This is a genomic window from Nocardioides sp. SYSU D00065, from assembly GCF_017916425.1.
Lineage (GTDB): Bacteria > Actinomycetota > Actinomycetes > Propionibacteriales > Nocardioidaceae > Nocardioides.
In genome coordinates this window covers 1,674,653-1,689,408 of sequence record NZ_JAFMSX010000001.1, presented here as the reverse complement: position 1 = coordinate 1,689,408, position 14,756 = coordinate 1,674,653, and the positions used below count along the sequence as shown (strand labels likewise).

At 73.3% G+C, this 14,756-nt stretch carries 14 protein-coding genes; 8 read left to right on the top strand and 6 right to left on the bottom strand.

Features of this window, described 5'->3' with window-relative positions:
* Positions 1 to 69 precede the first annotated feature (69 nt).
* Entirely contained in the window at positions 70 to 750 is a 681-nt protein-coding gene (locus tag J3P41_RS08015; protein WP_210649639.1) for a pirin family protein, read from the bottom strand.
* Between the two features lie 18 nt (positions 751 to 768).
* Between J3P41_RS08015 and J3P41_RS08010 the strand changes: the two genes are divergently transcribed.
* From J3P41_RS08010 to J3P41_RS07990, 5 genes are all read left to right on the top strand, one after another.
* Positions 769 to 2,118, top strand: coding sequence for a GH1 family beta-glucosidase (locus J3P41_RS08010; RefSeq protein WP_307861885.1), 1,350 nt, complete (start codon positions 769 to 771; stop codon positions 2,116 to 2,118).
* Positions 2,119 to 2,322: 204 nt separating this feature from the next.
* Complete coding sequence (locus J3P41_RS08005; RefSeq protein WP_210649637.1) at positions 2,323 to 3,390, top strand: sulfotransferase family protein; 1,068 nt, start codon at positions 2,323 to 2,325, stop codon at positions 3,388 to 3,390.
* Positions 3,390 to 4,334 (top strand): glycosyltransferase, encoded by a 945-nt coding sequence (locus J3P41_RS08000; RefSeq protein WP_210649636.1) that lies wholly within the window; start codon positions 3,390 to 3,392, stop codon positions 4,332 to 4,334. Before J3P41_RS08005 ends, J3P41_RS08000 begins: the two co-directional genes overlap by 1 nt.
* Positions 4,335 to 4,337: 3 nt before the next feature.
* Complete coding sequence (locus J3P41_RS07995; protein WP_210649635.1) at positions 4,338 to 6,173, top strand: glycosyltransferase family 2 protein; 1,836 nt, start codon at positions 4,338 to 4,340, stop codon at positions 6,171 to 6,173.
* Positions 6,174 to 7,757, top strand: a complete 1,584-nt coding sequence (locus J3P41_RS07990; RefSeq protein ID WP_210649634.1) for a glycosyltransferase — start codon at positions 6,174 to 6,176, stop codon at positions 7,755 to 7,757.
* A 111-nt stretch (positions 7,758 to 7,868) separates the two neighbouring features.
* Here the strand turns inward: J3P41_RS07990 and J3P41_RS07985 are convergent, their stop codons facing one another.
* From J3P41_RS07985 to J3P41_RS07965, 5 genes are all read right to left on the bottom strand, one after another.
* The gene (locus J3P41_RS07985; protein WP_307861884.1) at positions 7,869 to 9,041 is read right to left on the bottom strand and encodes a nucleotide sugar dehydrogenase; all 1,173 of its coding nucleotides are present in this window, start codon (positions 9,039 to 9,041) and stop codon (positions 7,869 to 7,871) included.
* A 78-nt stretch (positions 9,042 to 9,119) separates the two neighbouring features.
* Positions 9,120 to 10,139 carry a hypothetical protein gene (locus tag J3P41_RS07980; protein WP_210649633.1) on the bottom strand — a complete coding sequence of 340 codons (1,020 nt, stop codon included), beginning with the start codon at positions 10,137 to 10,139 and terminating at the stop codon, positions 9,120 to 9,122.
* Complete coding sequence (locus J3P41_RS07975) at positions 10,112 to 11,602, bottom strand: hypothetical protein (RefSeq protein WP_210649632.1); 1,491 nt, start codon at positions 11,600 to 11,602, stop codon at positions 10,112 to 10,114. The genes J3P41_RS07980 and J3P41_RS07975 overlap by 28 nt, the downstream gene beginning before the upstream one ends.
* Positions 11,586 to 11,870 (bottom strand): hypothetical protein, encoded by a 285-nt coding sequence (locus J3P41_RS07970; protein WP_210649631.1) that lies wholly within the window; start codon positions 11,868 to 11,870, stop codon positions 11,586 to 11,588. Before J3P41_RS07970 ends, J3P41_RS07975 begins: the two co-directional genes overlap by 17 nt.
* A 94-nt stretch (positions 11,871 to 11,964) precedes the next feature.
* Positions 11,965 to 12,690, bottom strand: a complete 726-nt coding sequence (locus J3P41_RS07965; RefSeq protein WP_210649630.1) for a hypothetical protein — start codon at positions 12,688 to 12,690, stop codon at positions 11,965 to 11,967.
* A gap of 115 nt (positions 12,691 to 12,805) precedes the next feature.
* Here J3P41_RS07965 and J3P41_RS18930 point away from each other — a divergent pair, with 115 nt between their 5' ends.
* The 3 genes from J3P41_RS18930 to J3P41_RS07960 all read left to right on the top strand — a co-directional run bounded on the left by J3P41_RS18930 (position 12,806) and on the right by J3P41_RS07960 (position 14,186).
* A complete protein-coding gene (locus J3P41_RS18930) occupies positions 12,806 to 12,937 on the top strand; it encodes a hypothetical protein (RefSeq protein ID WP_282594803.1) in 132 nt (43 codons plus the stop codon).
* An 84-nt stretch (positions 12,938 to 13,021) separates the two neighbouring features.
* Positions 13,022 to 13,156 carry a hypothetical protein gene (locus J3P41_RS18925; protein ID WP_282594802.1) on the top strand — a complete coding sequence of 45 codons (135 nt, stop codon included), beginning with the start codon at positions 13,022 to 13,024 and terminating at the stop codon, positions 13,154 to 13,156.
* Positions 13,157 to 13,187: 31 nt separating this feature from the next.
* Positions 13,188 to 14,186, top strand: a complete 999-nt coding sequence (locus tag J3P41_RS07960) for a beta-ketoacyl-ACP synthase III (protein ID WP_210649629.1) — start codon at positions 13,188 to 13,190, stop codon at positions 14,184 to 14,186.
* The last annotated feature ends 570 nt before the right edge of the window (positions 14,187 to 14,756 follow it).

Here is a 14,756-nt window from a genome sequence, read left to right as displayed (position 1 = left end):
CTGCCTCGTGCGGCTGGCGCGCCCGGGCCGACCCGGGCGCGCCGGCCGTCGCGCGGCCTCGGCCGCGGCTCAGGCGAAGGACCAGACCAGGAGCTCGGCGTCGGCGCGCGCGGTGACGACGTGACCAGGCTCGTCGGCGAGGCGGACCGCGTCGCCGGCGCCCAGCGCGAGGCCGGCGACCTCCGCCGCCCCGGTGGCGGCGAAGACGTGCTGTCGCGGGTCCTGCGGCAGCGTGACCGACTGCCCGTTGGCCAGCCGGGCCACGAGCAGGCGGGCGCCGCGGGCGCCGATCGGCAGGCCGTCGCCGCCCACCACCTCGGCCAGCCCGGTGCCCGGCGCCGGCGCCTCGCCCCGGACGTACGACGGCGCACCGCCCGGTCGGCTCGGTGCGAGCCAGGCCTGGACGAACCGGCAGCGTCCGGAGGAGGCGTCGGCGACCTCGCTGTGCCGGATGCCCGCGCCGGCCGACAGGACCTGCGCGTGGCCGGCCTCCACGACGTGGCGAGCGCCGGTCGAGTCGGTGTGCACGAGCGCGCCCTCGAGGACCCAGGTGACGATCTCCAGCTCGGAGTGGGGGTGCTCGGGGTAGCCCGCACCCGGGTCGAGCCGGTCGTCGTTGTGGCACACCAGGGGACCGAAGCCCAGGTTGGCGGGGTCGTAGTGGGGACCGAAGGAGAAGGAGTGGTGCGTCACCCGCCCAGCGGCGGTCGACGACGACCTCCGGGAACCGACGTACAGCACCGTGCTCATGCGGATATGTTCGCTGATGTGCCTCCCCTGCAGGACTTCCCCATGCTGCCGCCCGGGTTCCGGTTCGGGACGGGCACGGCCAGCTACCCGGTGGAGGGCGCGGTGTCCGAGGACGGGCGGGGCCCCAGCATCTGGGACACCTTCAGCGCCCAGCCCGGCCGGATCGTCGACGGCAGCACCGGCGAGGTCGCCTGCGACCACTACCACCGCGTCGACGCGGACGTCGCGCTGATGCAGCAGCTCGGCACGGGCGGATACCGCTTCTCGATCGCCTGGCCGCGGGTGCAGCCGAGCGGCCGCGGTCCGGTCAACGAGCAGGGCCTGGCGTTCTACGACCGGCTCGTCGACACGCTGCTGGCCCACGGGCAGCAGCCGATGGCCACGCTCTACCACTGGGACCTGCCCCAGGCGCTCGAGGACGACGGCGGCTGGCTCAACCGCGACACCGTCGAGCGGTTCGCCGACTACGCCGCGGTCGTGGGCGAGCGGCTCGCCGACCGCGTCGAGCACTGGATCCCGGTCAACGAGCCCAACGCCGCCTCGATCCTCGGCTACGGCATGGGCGCCCACGCGCCGGGCAAGGCGCTGTACTTCGACTGCCTGCCCGCCGTGCACCACCTGCTGCTGGCCCACGGCCGCGCGGCGATCGAGCTGCGCCGGGCCGGCGCGGCCTCCATCGGCTGCGCGAACAACCATGCGCCGATCTGGCCCGCGAGCGACGACGACGCCGACGTCGGGGCGAGCAAGATCTTCGACGCCCTGTGGAACGGCACCTTCCTCGAGCCGATGCTGCTCGGGCGCTACCCCGTCGACCTGATGCCGCTGTTCGAGGACGTCATCGCCGACGGCGACCTGGCGACCATCCGCCAGCCGCTCGACTTCTACGGCGTCAACTACTACAACCCGATGAAGGTCGCGGTCGCCGACGACGACTCCGAGGTGCCCTTCGAGCTGCGCGAGGTCGTGGGCTACCCCACCACCGACATGGGACGGCCGATCGTGCCCGACGCGCTGCGCGAGTGGCTGGTGATGTTCCGCGCCCGGTTCCGCGCCGCGCTGCCGCCGATCTACATCACCGCGTCCGGGTGCAGCTACACCATGGGCCCCGACGAGTCGGGGATCGTGGACGACCAGCCCCGCATCGACTACCTCCGCGCCCACGTCAACGCGGTCTCGGAGGCGATCACGCGCGGCGTCGACGTACGCGGCTACTACTGCTGGTCGCTGATGGACACCTTCGAGTGGGCCGAGGGCTACACCCAGCGCTTCGGCCTCGTGCACGTCGACCACGACACCCTCGTGCGGACCCCGAAGAGGTCGTTCCAGTGGTACGCCGACCTGATCCGGGCCCAGCCGCAGCACCGCTGAGCGCCCGCTGGCGACGTACCAGCTCGAGGTCGGGTGCAGCGAGCCCTGACTGCCCTTGTCAGGCGGTCGCTGAGGTTGTCAGGCTTTGCACGGGCCGACAACCTGAGGAATCCCCGGCCGGCCGGGGATCCCTCATCGCCGCCCCAGCCCCGCCGACCCGGCGACCGCGTCCCGGCCGCAGGTCCCACCGATAGGCTGCGGCGCATGACCAGTCGACGTCGGGTGGTGTTCGTCGTGGGGTCGGGCCGAAGCGGCACGAGCACGATGGCCGGGACCCTCCGCACGCTCGGGCTGCACGTCCCCCAGCCGGAGGTCGTCGCCGACGCCACCAACCCCAAGGGCTTCGGCGAGCCGCGCTGGGTGGTCGACCTGCACACCCAGCTGCTGGCCCGCAGCAACGTCCAGGTCTCCGACGCCCGCCCGCGGGCCTGGCTCGACACCGGCACGACCAGCGCCGACCACGCGACCCGCGAGCGCGTCACGGCCTGGCTCGAGGAGCAGTTCGCCGTCGCCGACGAGCTCGTCGTCAAGGACCCGCGCGCCGCCTGGTTCCTCGGCCTGTGGCGGGCGGCCGCCGACCGCTGCGGCGCCACGTCGTCGTACGTCACGATGCTGCGCCCGGTCACCGAGGTGGTCGGCTCCAAGCAGACCTACTACGGCCAGATGGGCGCGGGCTCCGACCAGGGAGCCGTCACCCGCACCGCGGCGTGGGTCAACATGATGCTCCACACCGAGCGTGCCACCCGCGGCCAGCAGCGCGCGTTCGTCCACTACGGCGACCTGCTCGACGACTGGACGCAGCCGGTCTTCGCGCTCGGCGAGGCCTTCGACCTGGACGCGGTGAAGACCGCGATGGCCGTCGACATCGCCGCGGTGCACCGCTTCATCGACCCGTCGCTGCGCCGGGTGACGATGACGTGGGACGACATCGGGGTGCCCGACCGGCTGCGCGAGCTCGCCGACGAGACCTGGCGAGCGCTCGCCGCCGTCGCCTCCGACGACTCCCCGGAGCACCACCAGTGGTGCGACCGGCTCCGCGCGGACTACGCCGCGCAGTACGCCGACGCCGAGGCCTTCGCCCACTCGACGGTCGTCGCGCAGCGGCGCACGGCCGCGGCCGAGGCGCGTCGCGAGGCGGCCGCGCAGGCGCCGGCCGCACGTGGCGCCGACCGGGTGCCCCACGCGGTGCGCGCCATGGTGCCGCCCGCCGCCCGGCAGCGGCTGCGCAAGGCGATCGGGCGCGAGCGACCGCAGGGGCAGGGACCGGCCTGATGCCCGACATCGCCTCTCTCGAGAGCGAACCGGCGTACGACGTCACCTGGCCGTGGACCGCCGGCGAGCCGCTGGCGCCGGGGCTGACGTGCGTCTTCCGGGTCCGCAACGAGGCGCGCAACCTGCCGTGGGTGCTGCCGCCCATCTTCTCCGCGGTGCAGCACGTGCTGCTGGTGGACAACGGCTCGGACGACGGCACCGCCGACGTGGCGCGCCGGGTCGCGGACGAGTGCGGCGCCGCCGAGCGGTTGACCGTCCTCGACTATCCCCACCGGGTGGCCCGCGCCGGCGCCGAGCACCTCGCGACGCCGGCCACGAGCGTGCACTCGCTGACGCACTTCTACAACTGGTGCTTCTCCCACGTCCGCACCACCTACTCGATGAAGTGGGACGGCGACATGGTGCTCACACCGGAGGGGGCCGCGATCCTGCGCGACCTGTCGTGGCAGCTGGAGGCGACCCGCGCGATCGTGGCGATGCCGCGCCACCCGCTGACGGTGGTCGACGAGTCGACCGGCTGGCTCGACCTGTCGCTGCGCTTCCTCGAGCCGTGGGTCTACCCCATGGGCCCGGAGTTCACCTTCGTCAAGGCCTTCGACTGGGAGCTGCGCGAGTTTCCTCCCGGCGTGGAGCGGATCGTGCTGCAGCAGGGGCTGTGCGTCGAGGTGAAGTGGCTCGACGCCGACGAGTACGCCCACTGGCGCCGCGACGGCGTCGACTTCACCAACACCCGGCTGTACCGCAAGCTGCGCGAGTTCGAGGTCGACGAGGCGATCCGCAACGGCGACCCCGAGGCGCTCGGCGGGCTGGTGCGGGTCACCGCGCCCGAGGGCGTCCACATCATCGACCACGTGAGCCGCGACTGGCTCTGGCGCCAGCCGCGGCCGCTCGTGCAGCACTCGCTGCCGGCCTCCTTGAAGCACCGAGCGCTGAAGGACCGCTAGACCGTGACCCCTCCTCCCCAGCCCCCGACTCCGCCGCACCGATCGACGCCGCACCCGGCGACACGGCACCCGCTGCACGACGTCCGGCTCCCCGGGCCCACCTTGGTGCTCGTCGACGACTCCGACGCCCTCGCGCTCGACGCCCTGCGCGGCATCGAGGACGTCCCCGGCATCGAGCCGCGCGTCGTCGCGCTGTCCTCCATCGACGGCCCGCTCAAGGGCTGGGGATCGGTGCTCGTGGTCGCCGCCGACCGGGCGCGGCTGCGACGGATGGCCAGCGCCGTGCCGCTGCTGGGGCAGTGCAAGGTCGTCGCGTGCTGGTTGACCGACACGCCCACGCCGTGGGTACTGGTGCCGCGCCCGGAGTGGCCGCGGCTGGTCCACCTGGCCGCCCGCGAGGCCGGGGACCGGGGCGTGCTGACCGTCGCCCGCTTCGCCTCCGGCGCACGAGCGCAGCTGGTGGCGATGGAGATGGCCCGCCAGGCGGCCGGTCCCGGCGACACCGCCCACGGCGGCCTCGTCGTGTCCTACGCCGGTCGCGCCGCGGCGCCGGGCCTCGACGCCCGCAGCGTGCTGCTGCCCGACGTGGCCGGAGCCGGCGACGCCGAGCGCGACGTACCTCCGGACGTCGTGGTGGCGCGCCGGGGCGGTGCGGTGGCCGAGCATCACGTCATCGACCGGGCACCGACGGTGGTGACCGATCCCGGTCCCGAGCCGGTGGACGAGCGCGTGTTCAACCCGGTCGGCTTCCGCAAGGACTGGGACCACCCGGTCGTGGAGCTCGACCGCATCACCCGCGGGCCGGTCACCGAGGGGGTCGTCGCCGCCGCTCGCGCCTTCCAGGGCGTGTGCCTCACCGCCCAGACGCCCACCGCCGACCTCCTCGCGCTCGCGATGGCGGGCGTCCCGCTGGTCACCGAGGACGTCCTCGACCTCGCCCCGCCGCTGGCCGCGGCGCTGGCTGCCGACGTCGACCTCGACGACCCGCTGCGCCGCGAGGAGCACAGCCTCGCCGTGCGCCGCGCGGCCTTCGACCACCACTCGACCCTGGCGTGGCGCTCCGCGCTCGCCGCGCGCTCGGGCACCCGCCACGTGGGGCTGCCGCCGGTCAGCGCGCTGCTGGCGACCAAGCGTCCGCAGATGCTCGACTTCGCGCTGCGACAGGTCGCCCGGCAACGCGGCGCGGAGGTGGAGCTGGTGCTCGCGGCGCACGGCTTCGAGCCGGAACGCGACGCCGTACGCCGGGCGCTGGGCGACCGGCCGCACCAGGTGCTGTCCTTCGACGGCGACACGTTCTTCGGCGACGTCCTCACAGCCGCGGCGCGGGCCGCGTCGAGCGAGGTGCTGCTCAAGATCGACGACGACGACTGGTACGCCCCCGACGCGGTCCACGACCTGCTGATGGCGCGCCGCTTCTCCGGCGCCGACGTGGTCGGGATGCCCTCGGAGTTCGTCTACCTCCACCACGACGACCTCACCGTGCGGCGCAACCACCCCTCCGAGCTCTTCGCCCGCTTCGTCGCGGGCGGCACCCTGCTGCTCGACCGCGGCCTGCTGCGCTCGCTCGGCGACTTCCGGCGGGTGCGCAAGTTCGTCGACGCCCAGCTGCTCGCCGGCGTCGAGGCGGCGGGCGGCCGGATCTACCGCACCCACGGCCTGGGCTACGTCCTGCGGCGGACGGGCGAGGGACACACCTGGGTGCGTGACGACGCGGAGTTCCGCCGACCTGACATCGTGGCCTCGGAGTGGGAGGGTTTCCAGCCGAGCCTGGTGCTGGAGGTCGACCCGCTCGACCGGCCGGTCCCGGGCGGGACGGTCGGCACGAACGGGGGAGGGTGAATGCCGCGGCAGCCGGTGGTGCGCCACAACGACTGGGGGAGCCTGGTCCCGGCGACCCTCGGTGACTGGGAGCCGACGCTGTCGGTCAGCGTGGTGGTCCCCACCTTCAACTACCAGCACACGCTGCCGCACGTCCTCGCCGCCCTCGCCGCGCAGTCCTACCCCGCGCACCTGCTCGAGGTCGTGGTCGTCGACGACCAGAGCTCACCGGCGCAGGAGCTGCCCGAGGTCCGGCCGGAGAACACCCGGCTGATCCGCGTCGAGGAGGGCTGGGGCCGGGCGAACGCCTGCCACCTCGGTGCGCGGGCGGCCGACGGCGACGTCCTGCACTGGTACGACGCCGACATGCTGGCCTACCGCGAGGAGGTCGAGGCCCACGCCCGGTGGCACCATCTCGTCGACTACGCCGTCCCCGGCGGCTGGAAGCTCTTCGTCGACCCGGCGCCGCTGCTCGAGCTCGAGCCCGCCGTGGTGCGCGACCGGGTCGCGGCGGGCGGGGCGGCGGACCTCTTCGCGGATCAGCAGCACGAGCCGCACCAGTGGGTCGAGGACTACTGGGCCAAGACCGACGACCTGCGCACGGCCGGACCCCGCGCGCAGCGCTTCCACATCGGCATGACCGGCTCGGTGTCGCGCGCGCTGTACTTCGACTCCCGCGGCTTCGACCGCACCCTGCGCCTCGGCGAGGACCTGCACCTGGGCCACGAGCTGGCCCAGGCCGGCGGCGTCTTCGTCGTCGACCGCGAGGCCCGCAGCTGGCACCTCGGCCGCTCGCAGGTGCTGCGCCGCGCCGAGCAGGTCAACCGCTACAACGACCCTTTCCTCGCCGACCTCGTCCCCACGATGCGGCCCAAGCGCAACCGCCGTGGCCGGGCCTACCAGGTGCCGTACCTCGAGGTGGTCGTGCAGGCCGGTCCCGCGGACGAGACCATCCGCCTCGTCGACTCGCTGCTCGACGGGGACGTCCCGGACCTGCGGGTGAGCCTCGTCGGCCCGTGGGGCTCGGTCCACCAGGACCGGGTCCAGCCGGTCGAGGACCCGGTGCTGGAGACGCGCCTGGTGCACCGCTCGTACCTCCACGAGCCGCGGGTGCGGCTGGTGGAGTCGACGCCGGAGGTCAGAGAGGCCGAGTTCGTGCTGACGCTGCCCGACGTGTCGCTCGCGCCCCTGCCCGCGACCCTGGCGGCCCTGCTCGACGACCTCGAGCGCACCCACCACGGCGCGCGCGTGCTGACGTACGCCTCGGGTGCGACGGCTCGACTCGAGCGCACCGCCGCGCTGGCGCGGGTCTCCCGCCTGATGGCCGAGGGCGACGACCCGGAGGCGCTGCTCGAGGAGTCGTTCGGCGTGAAGACCTACGTCGCGACCGAGGTGGGCTTCGTGCCGGTCGACCAGCGGGTCGTCGAACGCTTCACCCTCGGGGCCCGCCCGCCGATGGACCCCGACAAGTCCGAGAAGCGGCTGCGCAAGGTGCTCGCCGCCGACCGACCCGCTGACGAGGTCGTCGACGACGGCGCCGACCCGGCGACCGAGGTCGAGGCGGCCTCGGACCGGAAGCGGGGGATCTTCGGCCGCCGCCGCTGATGCTTCATCACGGTATGTCGGTGAACAGGCACTTCCCTGCGTGAATTCACCGGGGGAAGTGCCCATCCGGCGACATACCGTGATGGACAGGCAGCGGGGTCCCGCCGAACCTCAGTCGGCGCCGAAGAGGTCGCGGGTGTAGACCTTGTCGGCCACGTCGCGCAGCTCGTCGACCATCCGGTTGGCCACGATCAGGTCGACCCGCTCCTTGAACGAGGCGAGGTCCGCGGTCACCTCCGAGCCGAACCAGGTGTCCTCGCCGAGCTCGGGCTCGTAGACGATGACCTCGATGCCCTTGCCCTTGAGGCGCTTCATGATCCCCTGCACCGAGGACTCGCGGAAGTTGTCGGAGCCGGCCTTCATGATCAGGCGGTGGATGCCGACGACCTCGGGCGCGCGGTCGATGATGTCGAAGGCGATGAAGTCCTTGCGCGTCGTGTTGGCCTCGACGATGGCGGAGATCAGCGTCTGCGGGACGTCGGAGTAGTTGGCGAGCAGCTGCTTGGTGTCCTTGGGCAGGCAGTAGCCGCCGTAGCCGAACGACGGGTTGTTGTAGTGGGTGCCGATGCGCGGGTCGAGGCCGACGCCGTCGATGATCTGGCGGGTGTCGAGCCCGCGCGACAGCGCGAACGAGTCCAGCTCGTTGAAGTACGCCACCCGCATCGCCAGGTAGGTGTTGGCGAACAGCTTGATCGCCTCGGCCTCGGTGGGCGCGGTGAAGAGCACGGGTACGTCGTCGGCGTCGGCGCCCTTGACGAGCAGCTCGGCGAAGGCGCGCGCCCGCTCGGAGTCCTCGCCCACGACGATGCGGGCGGGGTGCAGGTTGTCGTGGAGCGCCCGGCCCTCGCGCAGGAACTCGGGGGAGAAGATCACGCGGTCGGTGCCCAGGCGCGCGCGGACGTCCTCGATGTAGCCCACCGGCACGGTCGACTTCACGACCATCGTGGCGTCCGGTTCGAGCCGCAGGACGTCGCGCATGACGGCCTCGATCGAGCTGGTGTCGAAGTAGTTGGTGACCGGGTCGTAGTTGGTCGGCGTCGCGATGACGACGAACTCGGCGCCGGGATGCGCCTCCTCGGGGTCGGTCGTGAAGGTGAGGTCGAGGTCCTCCTCGGCGAGGAAGCGCGTGATGTCGTCGTCGTGGATGGGGCTCTCGCCGCGGCGCAGTCGCTCGACCCGCTCGGCGTCGAGGTCGAGCCCGACCACGGTGTTGTGCCGAGCCAGCAGCACCGCCATGGACAGCCCGACGTAGCCGAGCCCGGCGACGGAGATCTTCGTGGTCACCGGCTCAGTGTGCCGCACCCGGGTGACCGCGATGCCATGAGAAGGGGTCGTCGCGGCGACCACTCGGCGTGGGGTCGTTCAACCGGCGAGCGGGGTCAGGTCGCTGGGCAGGACGGCGGGCGTGCCGGTCGTACGTCGCGCGTGCCGCGACACGTCGCCGCGGCACGCCGGCTGCTCCAGCGCCCGCAGGTCCTCGAGCCAGGTGGGGGCGGGCGCCTCGGCGATCGGCAGCGTCACCCGCAGCGACGTCCCCTCGGGACCCACCTCGGCGGTCACCACCGCCGTCGCCGAGCCAAGGTTGCGGACGAAGGTCGCCAGCGTGCCGCCTCCACCTCCGCACGCCGCGAAGGTCGGTCGCCAGCCCGGCAGCACGGTCAGGACCTCGTCGAGGGTGGTCGCTCCGGTCGTCACCTCCGCCGCCGGTGCGCGGCGACGGTTGACGCCCGTCTCGAGCCGGGGCGAGGCGACCCGCACGCCGAGCGCGGCGAGCGCGGGGTCGGCGTTGACCTCCTCGACGAGCTCCCCGGGCGCGTCGTCGTCCGTCCACTCGGCGCTCTCCTCGTCCGACGCCTCGGCGTCGCCGAGCGGTGCGGAACCGAGGGGTGGCGGCTCGAAGGGCGCGGACTCCCCGTCGAGGCAGGTCCGCTCCACGGAGGCGGGCACCGCCCACGTCTCGTCGAGGTGGTGCGCCGTGACGGCTTGCACGGCCACCTCCGCACCGGCTCCGTCGGGCGCCACGGTGAGCTGGGCGGCGGCGTCACCCGGCCCGGCCAGGGCGACGTGCACGGTGTCGCCGCACGTGCTGGACGTCGGCGCCCACCCGGCGGCGCGCGCTGCTCGCAGCTCCTGCGCCGCCGCCGCGGGCACCTCGACTGCGTACGGCGTGGTGCGCCGGCCCACGACCCGGTCGACCTGGCCGTTGCTGCCCAGCGCCGGTCCCGCGACGGTCGCGGACGTGGGGGCCACCCACGGGTCCGACCACACGGCGATCGCGGCGGCGAGGTCCGCGCGGTCCGACCCGATCGCGGGGTCGTCGCTGCACCCCGCCAGCACGGGGGCGAGCAGGACGCTCAGGACGACGGCGTGACGGCGAACCACGGCTCGTCCCATCCGGAGACGCCCAGGTCGCCGCCGGTGAAGTCGTCGCGCGAGACGGTCTGCTCCCGCCCGGAGGCGGGGTCGAAGATCGTCAGGCTGTCCCCGGTGCTCCCGGTGACGAGCACGACGTGCCCGGGCCGGGTGGTGTCGCCGACGTAGAGCGGGACGTGGTGACCCTCCTCCACCGAGCCGGCGATCCGGTCGTAGGTGGCGCCGCGGTCGGAGGCCGCGACGGTCTGCACCTCGTACTCCGTGCCGGGGGCACCGCTGCCGCCGTCGGCGGACATCTCCGCAGCGACCGCCCACGGCTGGGTGCCGGCCGCCTCGGGCCACGGGAACTGGAGGTCGCCGTCGCGGTCGGTGATCGCGTTGGTGCGCTCGTGCATGTCCAGCGACTCGTCGGCGAAGCGCTGCTCGGGCGTGCGGGGGTCGGTGCGGCCGGTGGCGGGGTCGTAGCCGGTCTCCATCCACAGCGCGTAGGCCGGGTCGTTGAGCATGCGCGACATCACCAGGCTGGAGGAGCCGCACGTCGTCTGGTCGGGCTGGGAGTAGGAGCCGTCCGTCGGCGGGTCGAGGTCGTCGAGCTCCGACGGGCTCATCGTGTGCAGGCGGGCGACGTAGTTGGCGAGCGCGGTGCCGGTCAGCCCGGAGGCGACGCCGGCCATGATCCACGCGCGCTCCTCGTCGCTGCGGGCGTCGGCCAGAGCGTCCCGCACGGCCTGCTGCTGCTGCGGGCTGAGCCGGTCGAACGCCGCGTCGTAGCCCTTGAGCGCCGACCCGGACAGCGGACCGTCCTCGTCCTCCCAGCCGTTGACGAGCGCGACCGGGGAGACGCCTTCCGGCAGTGCGTCGGGGAGGTCGATCTCGTCCATCGCCGCGCGGATGGCGTTGCGCGCGACGCGCACCGCGTCGCTGGCGTCGGTGTAGGCGCCGATGGCCTCGCGGATCGCGTGCACCACCCCCTCGACGACGCCGCGCAGGTAGTCGACGAGGTCCCAGGGCGGCATCTCCCCCCAGGAGAGCTCGAGGTTGTCGCGCAGCATGTCGTCGGCGCGGCGGTGGCGATCGCGCGCGGCGGTCATCGACTCGGCGAGGGCGTCCAGCGCGCTGGCCACGTCACGGGCGGCCGACGGCACGGTGGCCGTGCGGGTGCGCAGCCGTCGGACCGAGGTGCGGAAGGTGTCGCCCGACGTGCCGTCCCAGGCCGTCGCGTCGATCCGCTCGCGGCAGGTGTCGAGCTCCTCGCCGGCCCGGTCGACGCAGGCGGCGATCCGGCGCCACACGGCGGCCGCCGTGGTGAGGGCCTCGGGCGCCGGCTCCGGGGGCTCGGAGGCGATCGCGACGGCCTGCGCGACGGCGTCGACGATCGTCTGGGCGGCGTCCCACGGTGGCCAGAGGTCGATGTCCTCGACGAGCGACAGGGCGTCCCTCAGCCGGGCGACGGTGTCATCGAGCAAGCCCATGGAACTCTCCCGCCGAGGTGCCGTCGGTGGCCAGGAAGTCGGCGATGCACTGCTCGGTGTTGACGCGGTGCTCGGCGATGACGCCCAGCACCACGCGCAGCACGCCGTCGAGGTCGCTCGCCGCGTCGGCGAGGGTCGCGGCGAGGTCCGCCATGTCGTGTCCGGCTGCCTCAGCGGTGCGCGCGATCGCGTCCTGCACCTCGGTGTGCGCGTTGTCGCCGTAGTGCCAGCCGGCGCGGACCGCGTCGGGGTCGAGGATGATGGTCATGGGTTCCTCCCTGTCTGGAGGGAGGTTTCCCCGGGCGGCGGGCCCCAAACAAGCGGGCCCGCCGTCTGGGGACAACGGCTGAGCGGAGCGACCGTCAGCGGAGCACGCCCGAGTCGCCCGACACGACGACGTAGAAGCGCTTGCGGGCGCCGTCGGTGGTGACGCTGCCGTCGCTGTTGCGGGGGCTGACGACAAGGTGCTGGGTGTTGCCCGTGCCGGGAGGCGCGCAGTTGACCACTCCGGGCTGGCACATCGCCGCGGAGATCTCGCCGGAGAACTCGGGGTTGGCGTCCGCACCGGGGGCGCGGCCGTTGGTGATGGCGTCGCCGTTCTGGTCGACGGTGTTCTGCAGGGCGACGACGGCGAGCACGCCGTTGTCGGTGAGGTCCTCGCCGGCGTTGATGTAGACGTTGCCGTTGGCGCGCAGGCCGGCCGTGTCAGTGCCGGCGGGGGCCAGGGTCGGGTACGCCGCGGTGACGGTGAAGCCGCCGGACTGGGCGACGATGGCGCCGGTCGCGTCGACGAGCGCCCAGCGTCCGACGCCTGCCGGGCCCTGGGGGCCGGTCGGGATCTGGCCGGCCTTGAAGTCCTTGGACTTCAAGGACCCGTTGCGGATCTTGTTCGAGCCGAGGACGTCGTTCTTGATGTCGCGACCCTTGAGGGTCTTGTCCTTGATGTCCATCGTGGTGAGGGAGTTGTTCCGCACGTCGTCGGAGCCGATGAGGCCGGCGGCGTACGACGTGCCGGTGGAGGCCACGACCAGCGCCATGACCGAGACGGCCATGGACGGGGACGGGCGGCGGAGAGCGGGGAGGCGCATGAGGGTGACCCTTCGTCGACTGGCCGCCGGGTCCGACGGCTCCCCGGGGGTTCGGAGTGAGCCGGGTCACGGATGGGTGCGGATCGCGTTTCCCTCCGCTGGGTACGGTCGGGACATGGGTATGGCAAAGAAGATCGCAGCGCTGGGCATCGCCAAGAAGGTCTACGACGAGGCTCGCAAGCCACACAACCAGGCCAAGATCAGGTCGGCCGTGCAGAAGATGCAGGAGCGCCGCCGCCCCCGCTGACCACGGGCGGGCGACCGACCCGAGACCCACCGCAAGGGGTGACCGGGCATTGCGGTGGCGCGCGTCGCGGCGTACGACTGGACGATGACCACCACACCGAGCGAGCCTGCGCCCGAGCCGACCGTCGTGCCCTCCGGGGACCCCGGCGTGAGCCCGATCGAGCCCGATCAGGTGCCGGACGCGCCGATCCCCGAGGCCGAGCCCGCGGTCGGCCGATGAGGCGCTGCGCTCCCCTCCCTATGCTCGCGCCATGACGATCCAGCAGCCCACCGACCTGACCCACGCAGCGATGCTGGGGTTGGGCACCTACCGGCCCGAGCGGGTCGTCACCAACGACGAGATCTGCGAGGTGCTGGACTCCTCCGACGAGTGGATCCAGACCCGGTCGGGCATCCGGACCCGGCGCTTCGCGGGTGAGGGCGAGACCCTCATCGGCATGTCGATCACCGCGGCCGAGCGGGCCCTGGCCGCTGCCGGAGTGGGCGCCGAGCAGGTCGGCTGCGTCATCGTCGCCACCTCCACCCACCCCGAGCACACGCCGGCGTCCGCACCGCAGGTCGCCGCCGCCTTGGGGATCACCTCGGCGGCGTTCGACATCTCCGCCGGCTGCGCCGGCTTCTGCCATGCCATCAACCTGGCGTCGTCGATGGTCCGCTCGGGAGCCGAGTCCCACGTGCTGGTGATCGGCGTCGAGCAGCTGAGCCGGTTCATGGACCCGACCGACCGCGGCACGGCGTTCATCTTCGCCGACGGCGCCGGTGCGGTGGTCGTCGGTCCGTCCGACGTGCCGGGCATCGGCCCGGCCGCGTGGGGCTCGGACGGCTCGCAGGCACACGTCATCACCCAGACCCCCAGCTGCCTGGGCGGCCACTCCGAGACCGACCACCCGGTCGTGCAGATGGAGGGCACGGCCGTCTTCCGCTGGGCACCGTTCGCGATGGCGGAGGTCGCGCACGAGGCGATGCGCCTGGCCGGCGTCACCCCCGACGACCTCGACGCCTTCATCCCCCACCAGGCCAACCTGCGCATCACCCAGACGCTCGCGAAGAACATCAAGCTGCCCGAGCACGTCGCGGTCGCCACCGACGTGATCGACTCCGGCAACACCTCGGCCGCGTCGGTGCCGCTGGCGATGGAGGCGATGCTGCGCCACGACGAGGCAGCCCCCGGCGACACCGCCCTGCTCATCGCCTTCGGCGCCGGGCTCAGCTATGCCGGGCAGGTCGTGACGCTCCCGCCGCTGGGCTGAGGGACGCGCTCCTCGACGCCCCGGAACCGGGTCGCGGACGGCGTCGACGCGACCTACGATCGAGCCCTCGCCCCGCCCCTGGGGCGGACGGGCTCCGCAGGCTCGACCTGCGCGGCGACCGTGATCCGTGAACAGTGGTACGACCACATCGGCAGGGGCTGCCCGGCGGACCGGACCTCGTCCGGTCCGCCGGTGCCTTGACCGGGCACCCCTGCGGGTGCACCTGGCCGGCATCTCGCCCGATGCGGCTCTGGCAGCCGGCGCGGCGTACGTCGAGCGGTGAACCAGCCACATCCCAGCGGGTCCCGATGTGGCTCACGCACCGCTAGCGGGAGCGCTGTACCGCTGGCGGTGGGCCAGCCACAATTCAGGGCCGCCCGATGTGGCTCACGCACCGCCAGCGGGCGCGGCGTACGTCGAGCGGTGAACCAGCCACATCCCAGCGGGTCCTGATGTGGCTCACGCACCGCCAGCGGGCGCGGCGTACGTCGAGCGGTGAGCCAGCCACATCCTGGCGGTCATCGATGTGGCTCACGCACCGCCAGCCGGAGCGGCGTACGCCCAACGGTG

Coding starts and splice junctions, on each gene's coding strand:
- J3P41_RS08005 (WP_210649637.1), top strand. CDS start 2,323: ATGACCAGTCGACGTCGGGTGGTGTTCGTCGTGGGGTCGGGCCGAAGC.
- J3P41_RS08015 (WP_210649639.1), bottom strand. CDS start 750: ATGAGCACGGTGCTGTACGTCGGTTCCCGGAGGTCGTCGTCGACCGCC.
- J3P41_RS07970 (WP_210649631.1), bottom strand. CDS start 11,870: ATGACCATCATCCTCGACCCCGACGCGGTCCGCGCCGGCTGGCACTAC.
- J3P41_RS08000 (WP_210649636.1), top strand. CDS start 3,390: ATGCCCGACATCGCCTCTCTCGAGAGCGAACCGGCGTACGACGTCACC.
- J3P41_RS07960 (WP_210649629.1), top strand. CDS start 13,188: ATGACGATCCAGCAGCCCACCGACCTGACCCACGCAGCGATGCTGGGG.
- J3P41_RS07965 (WP_210649630.1), bottom strand. CDS start 12,690: ATGCGCCTCCCCGCTCTCCGCCGCCCGTCCCCGTCCATGGCCGTCTCG.
- J3P41_RS18925 (WP_282594802.1), top strand. CDS start 13,022: ATGACCACCACACCGAGCGAGCCTGCGCCCGAGCCGACCGTCGTGCCC.
- J3P41_RS07990 (WP_210649634.1), top strand. CDS start 6,174: ATGCCGCGGCAGCCGGTGGTGCGCCACAACGACTGGGGGAGCCTGGTC.
- J3P41_RS07975 (WP_210649632.1), bottom strand. CDS start 11,602: ATGGGCTTGCTCGATGACACCGTCGCCCGGCTGAGGGACGCCCTGTCG.
- J3P41_RS18930 (WP_282594803.1), top strand. CDS start 12,806: ATGGGTATGGCAAAGAAGATCGCAGCGCTGGGCATCGCCAAGAAGGTC.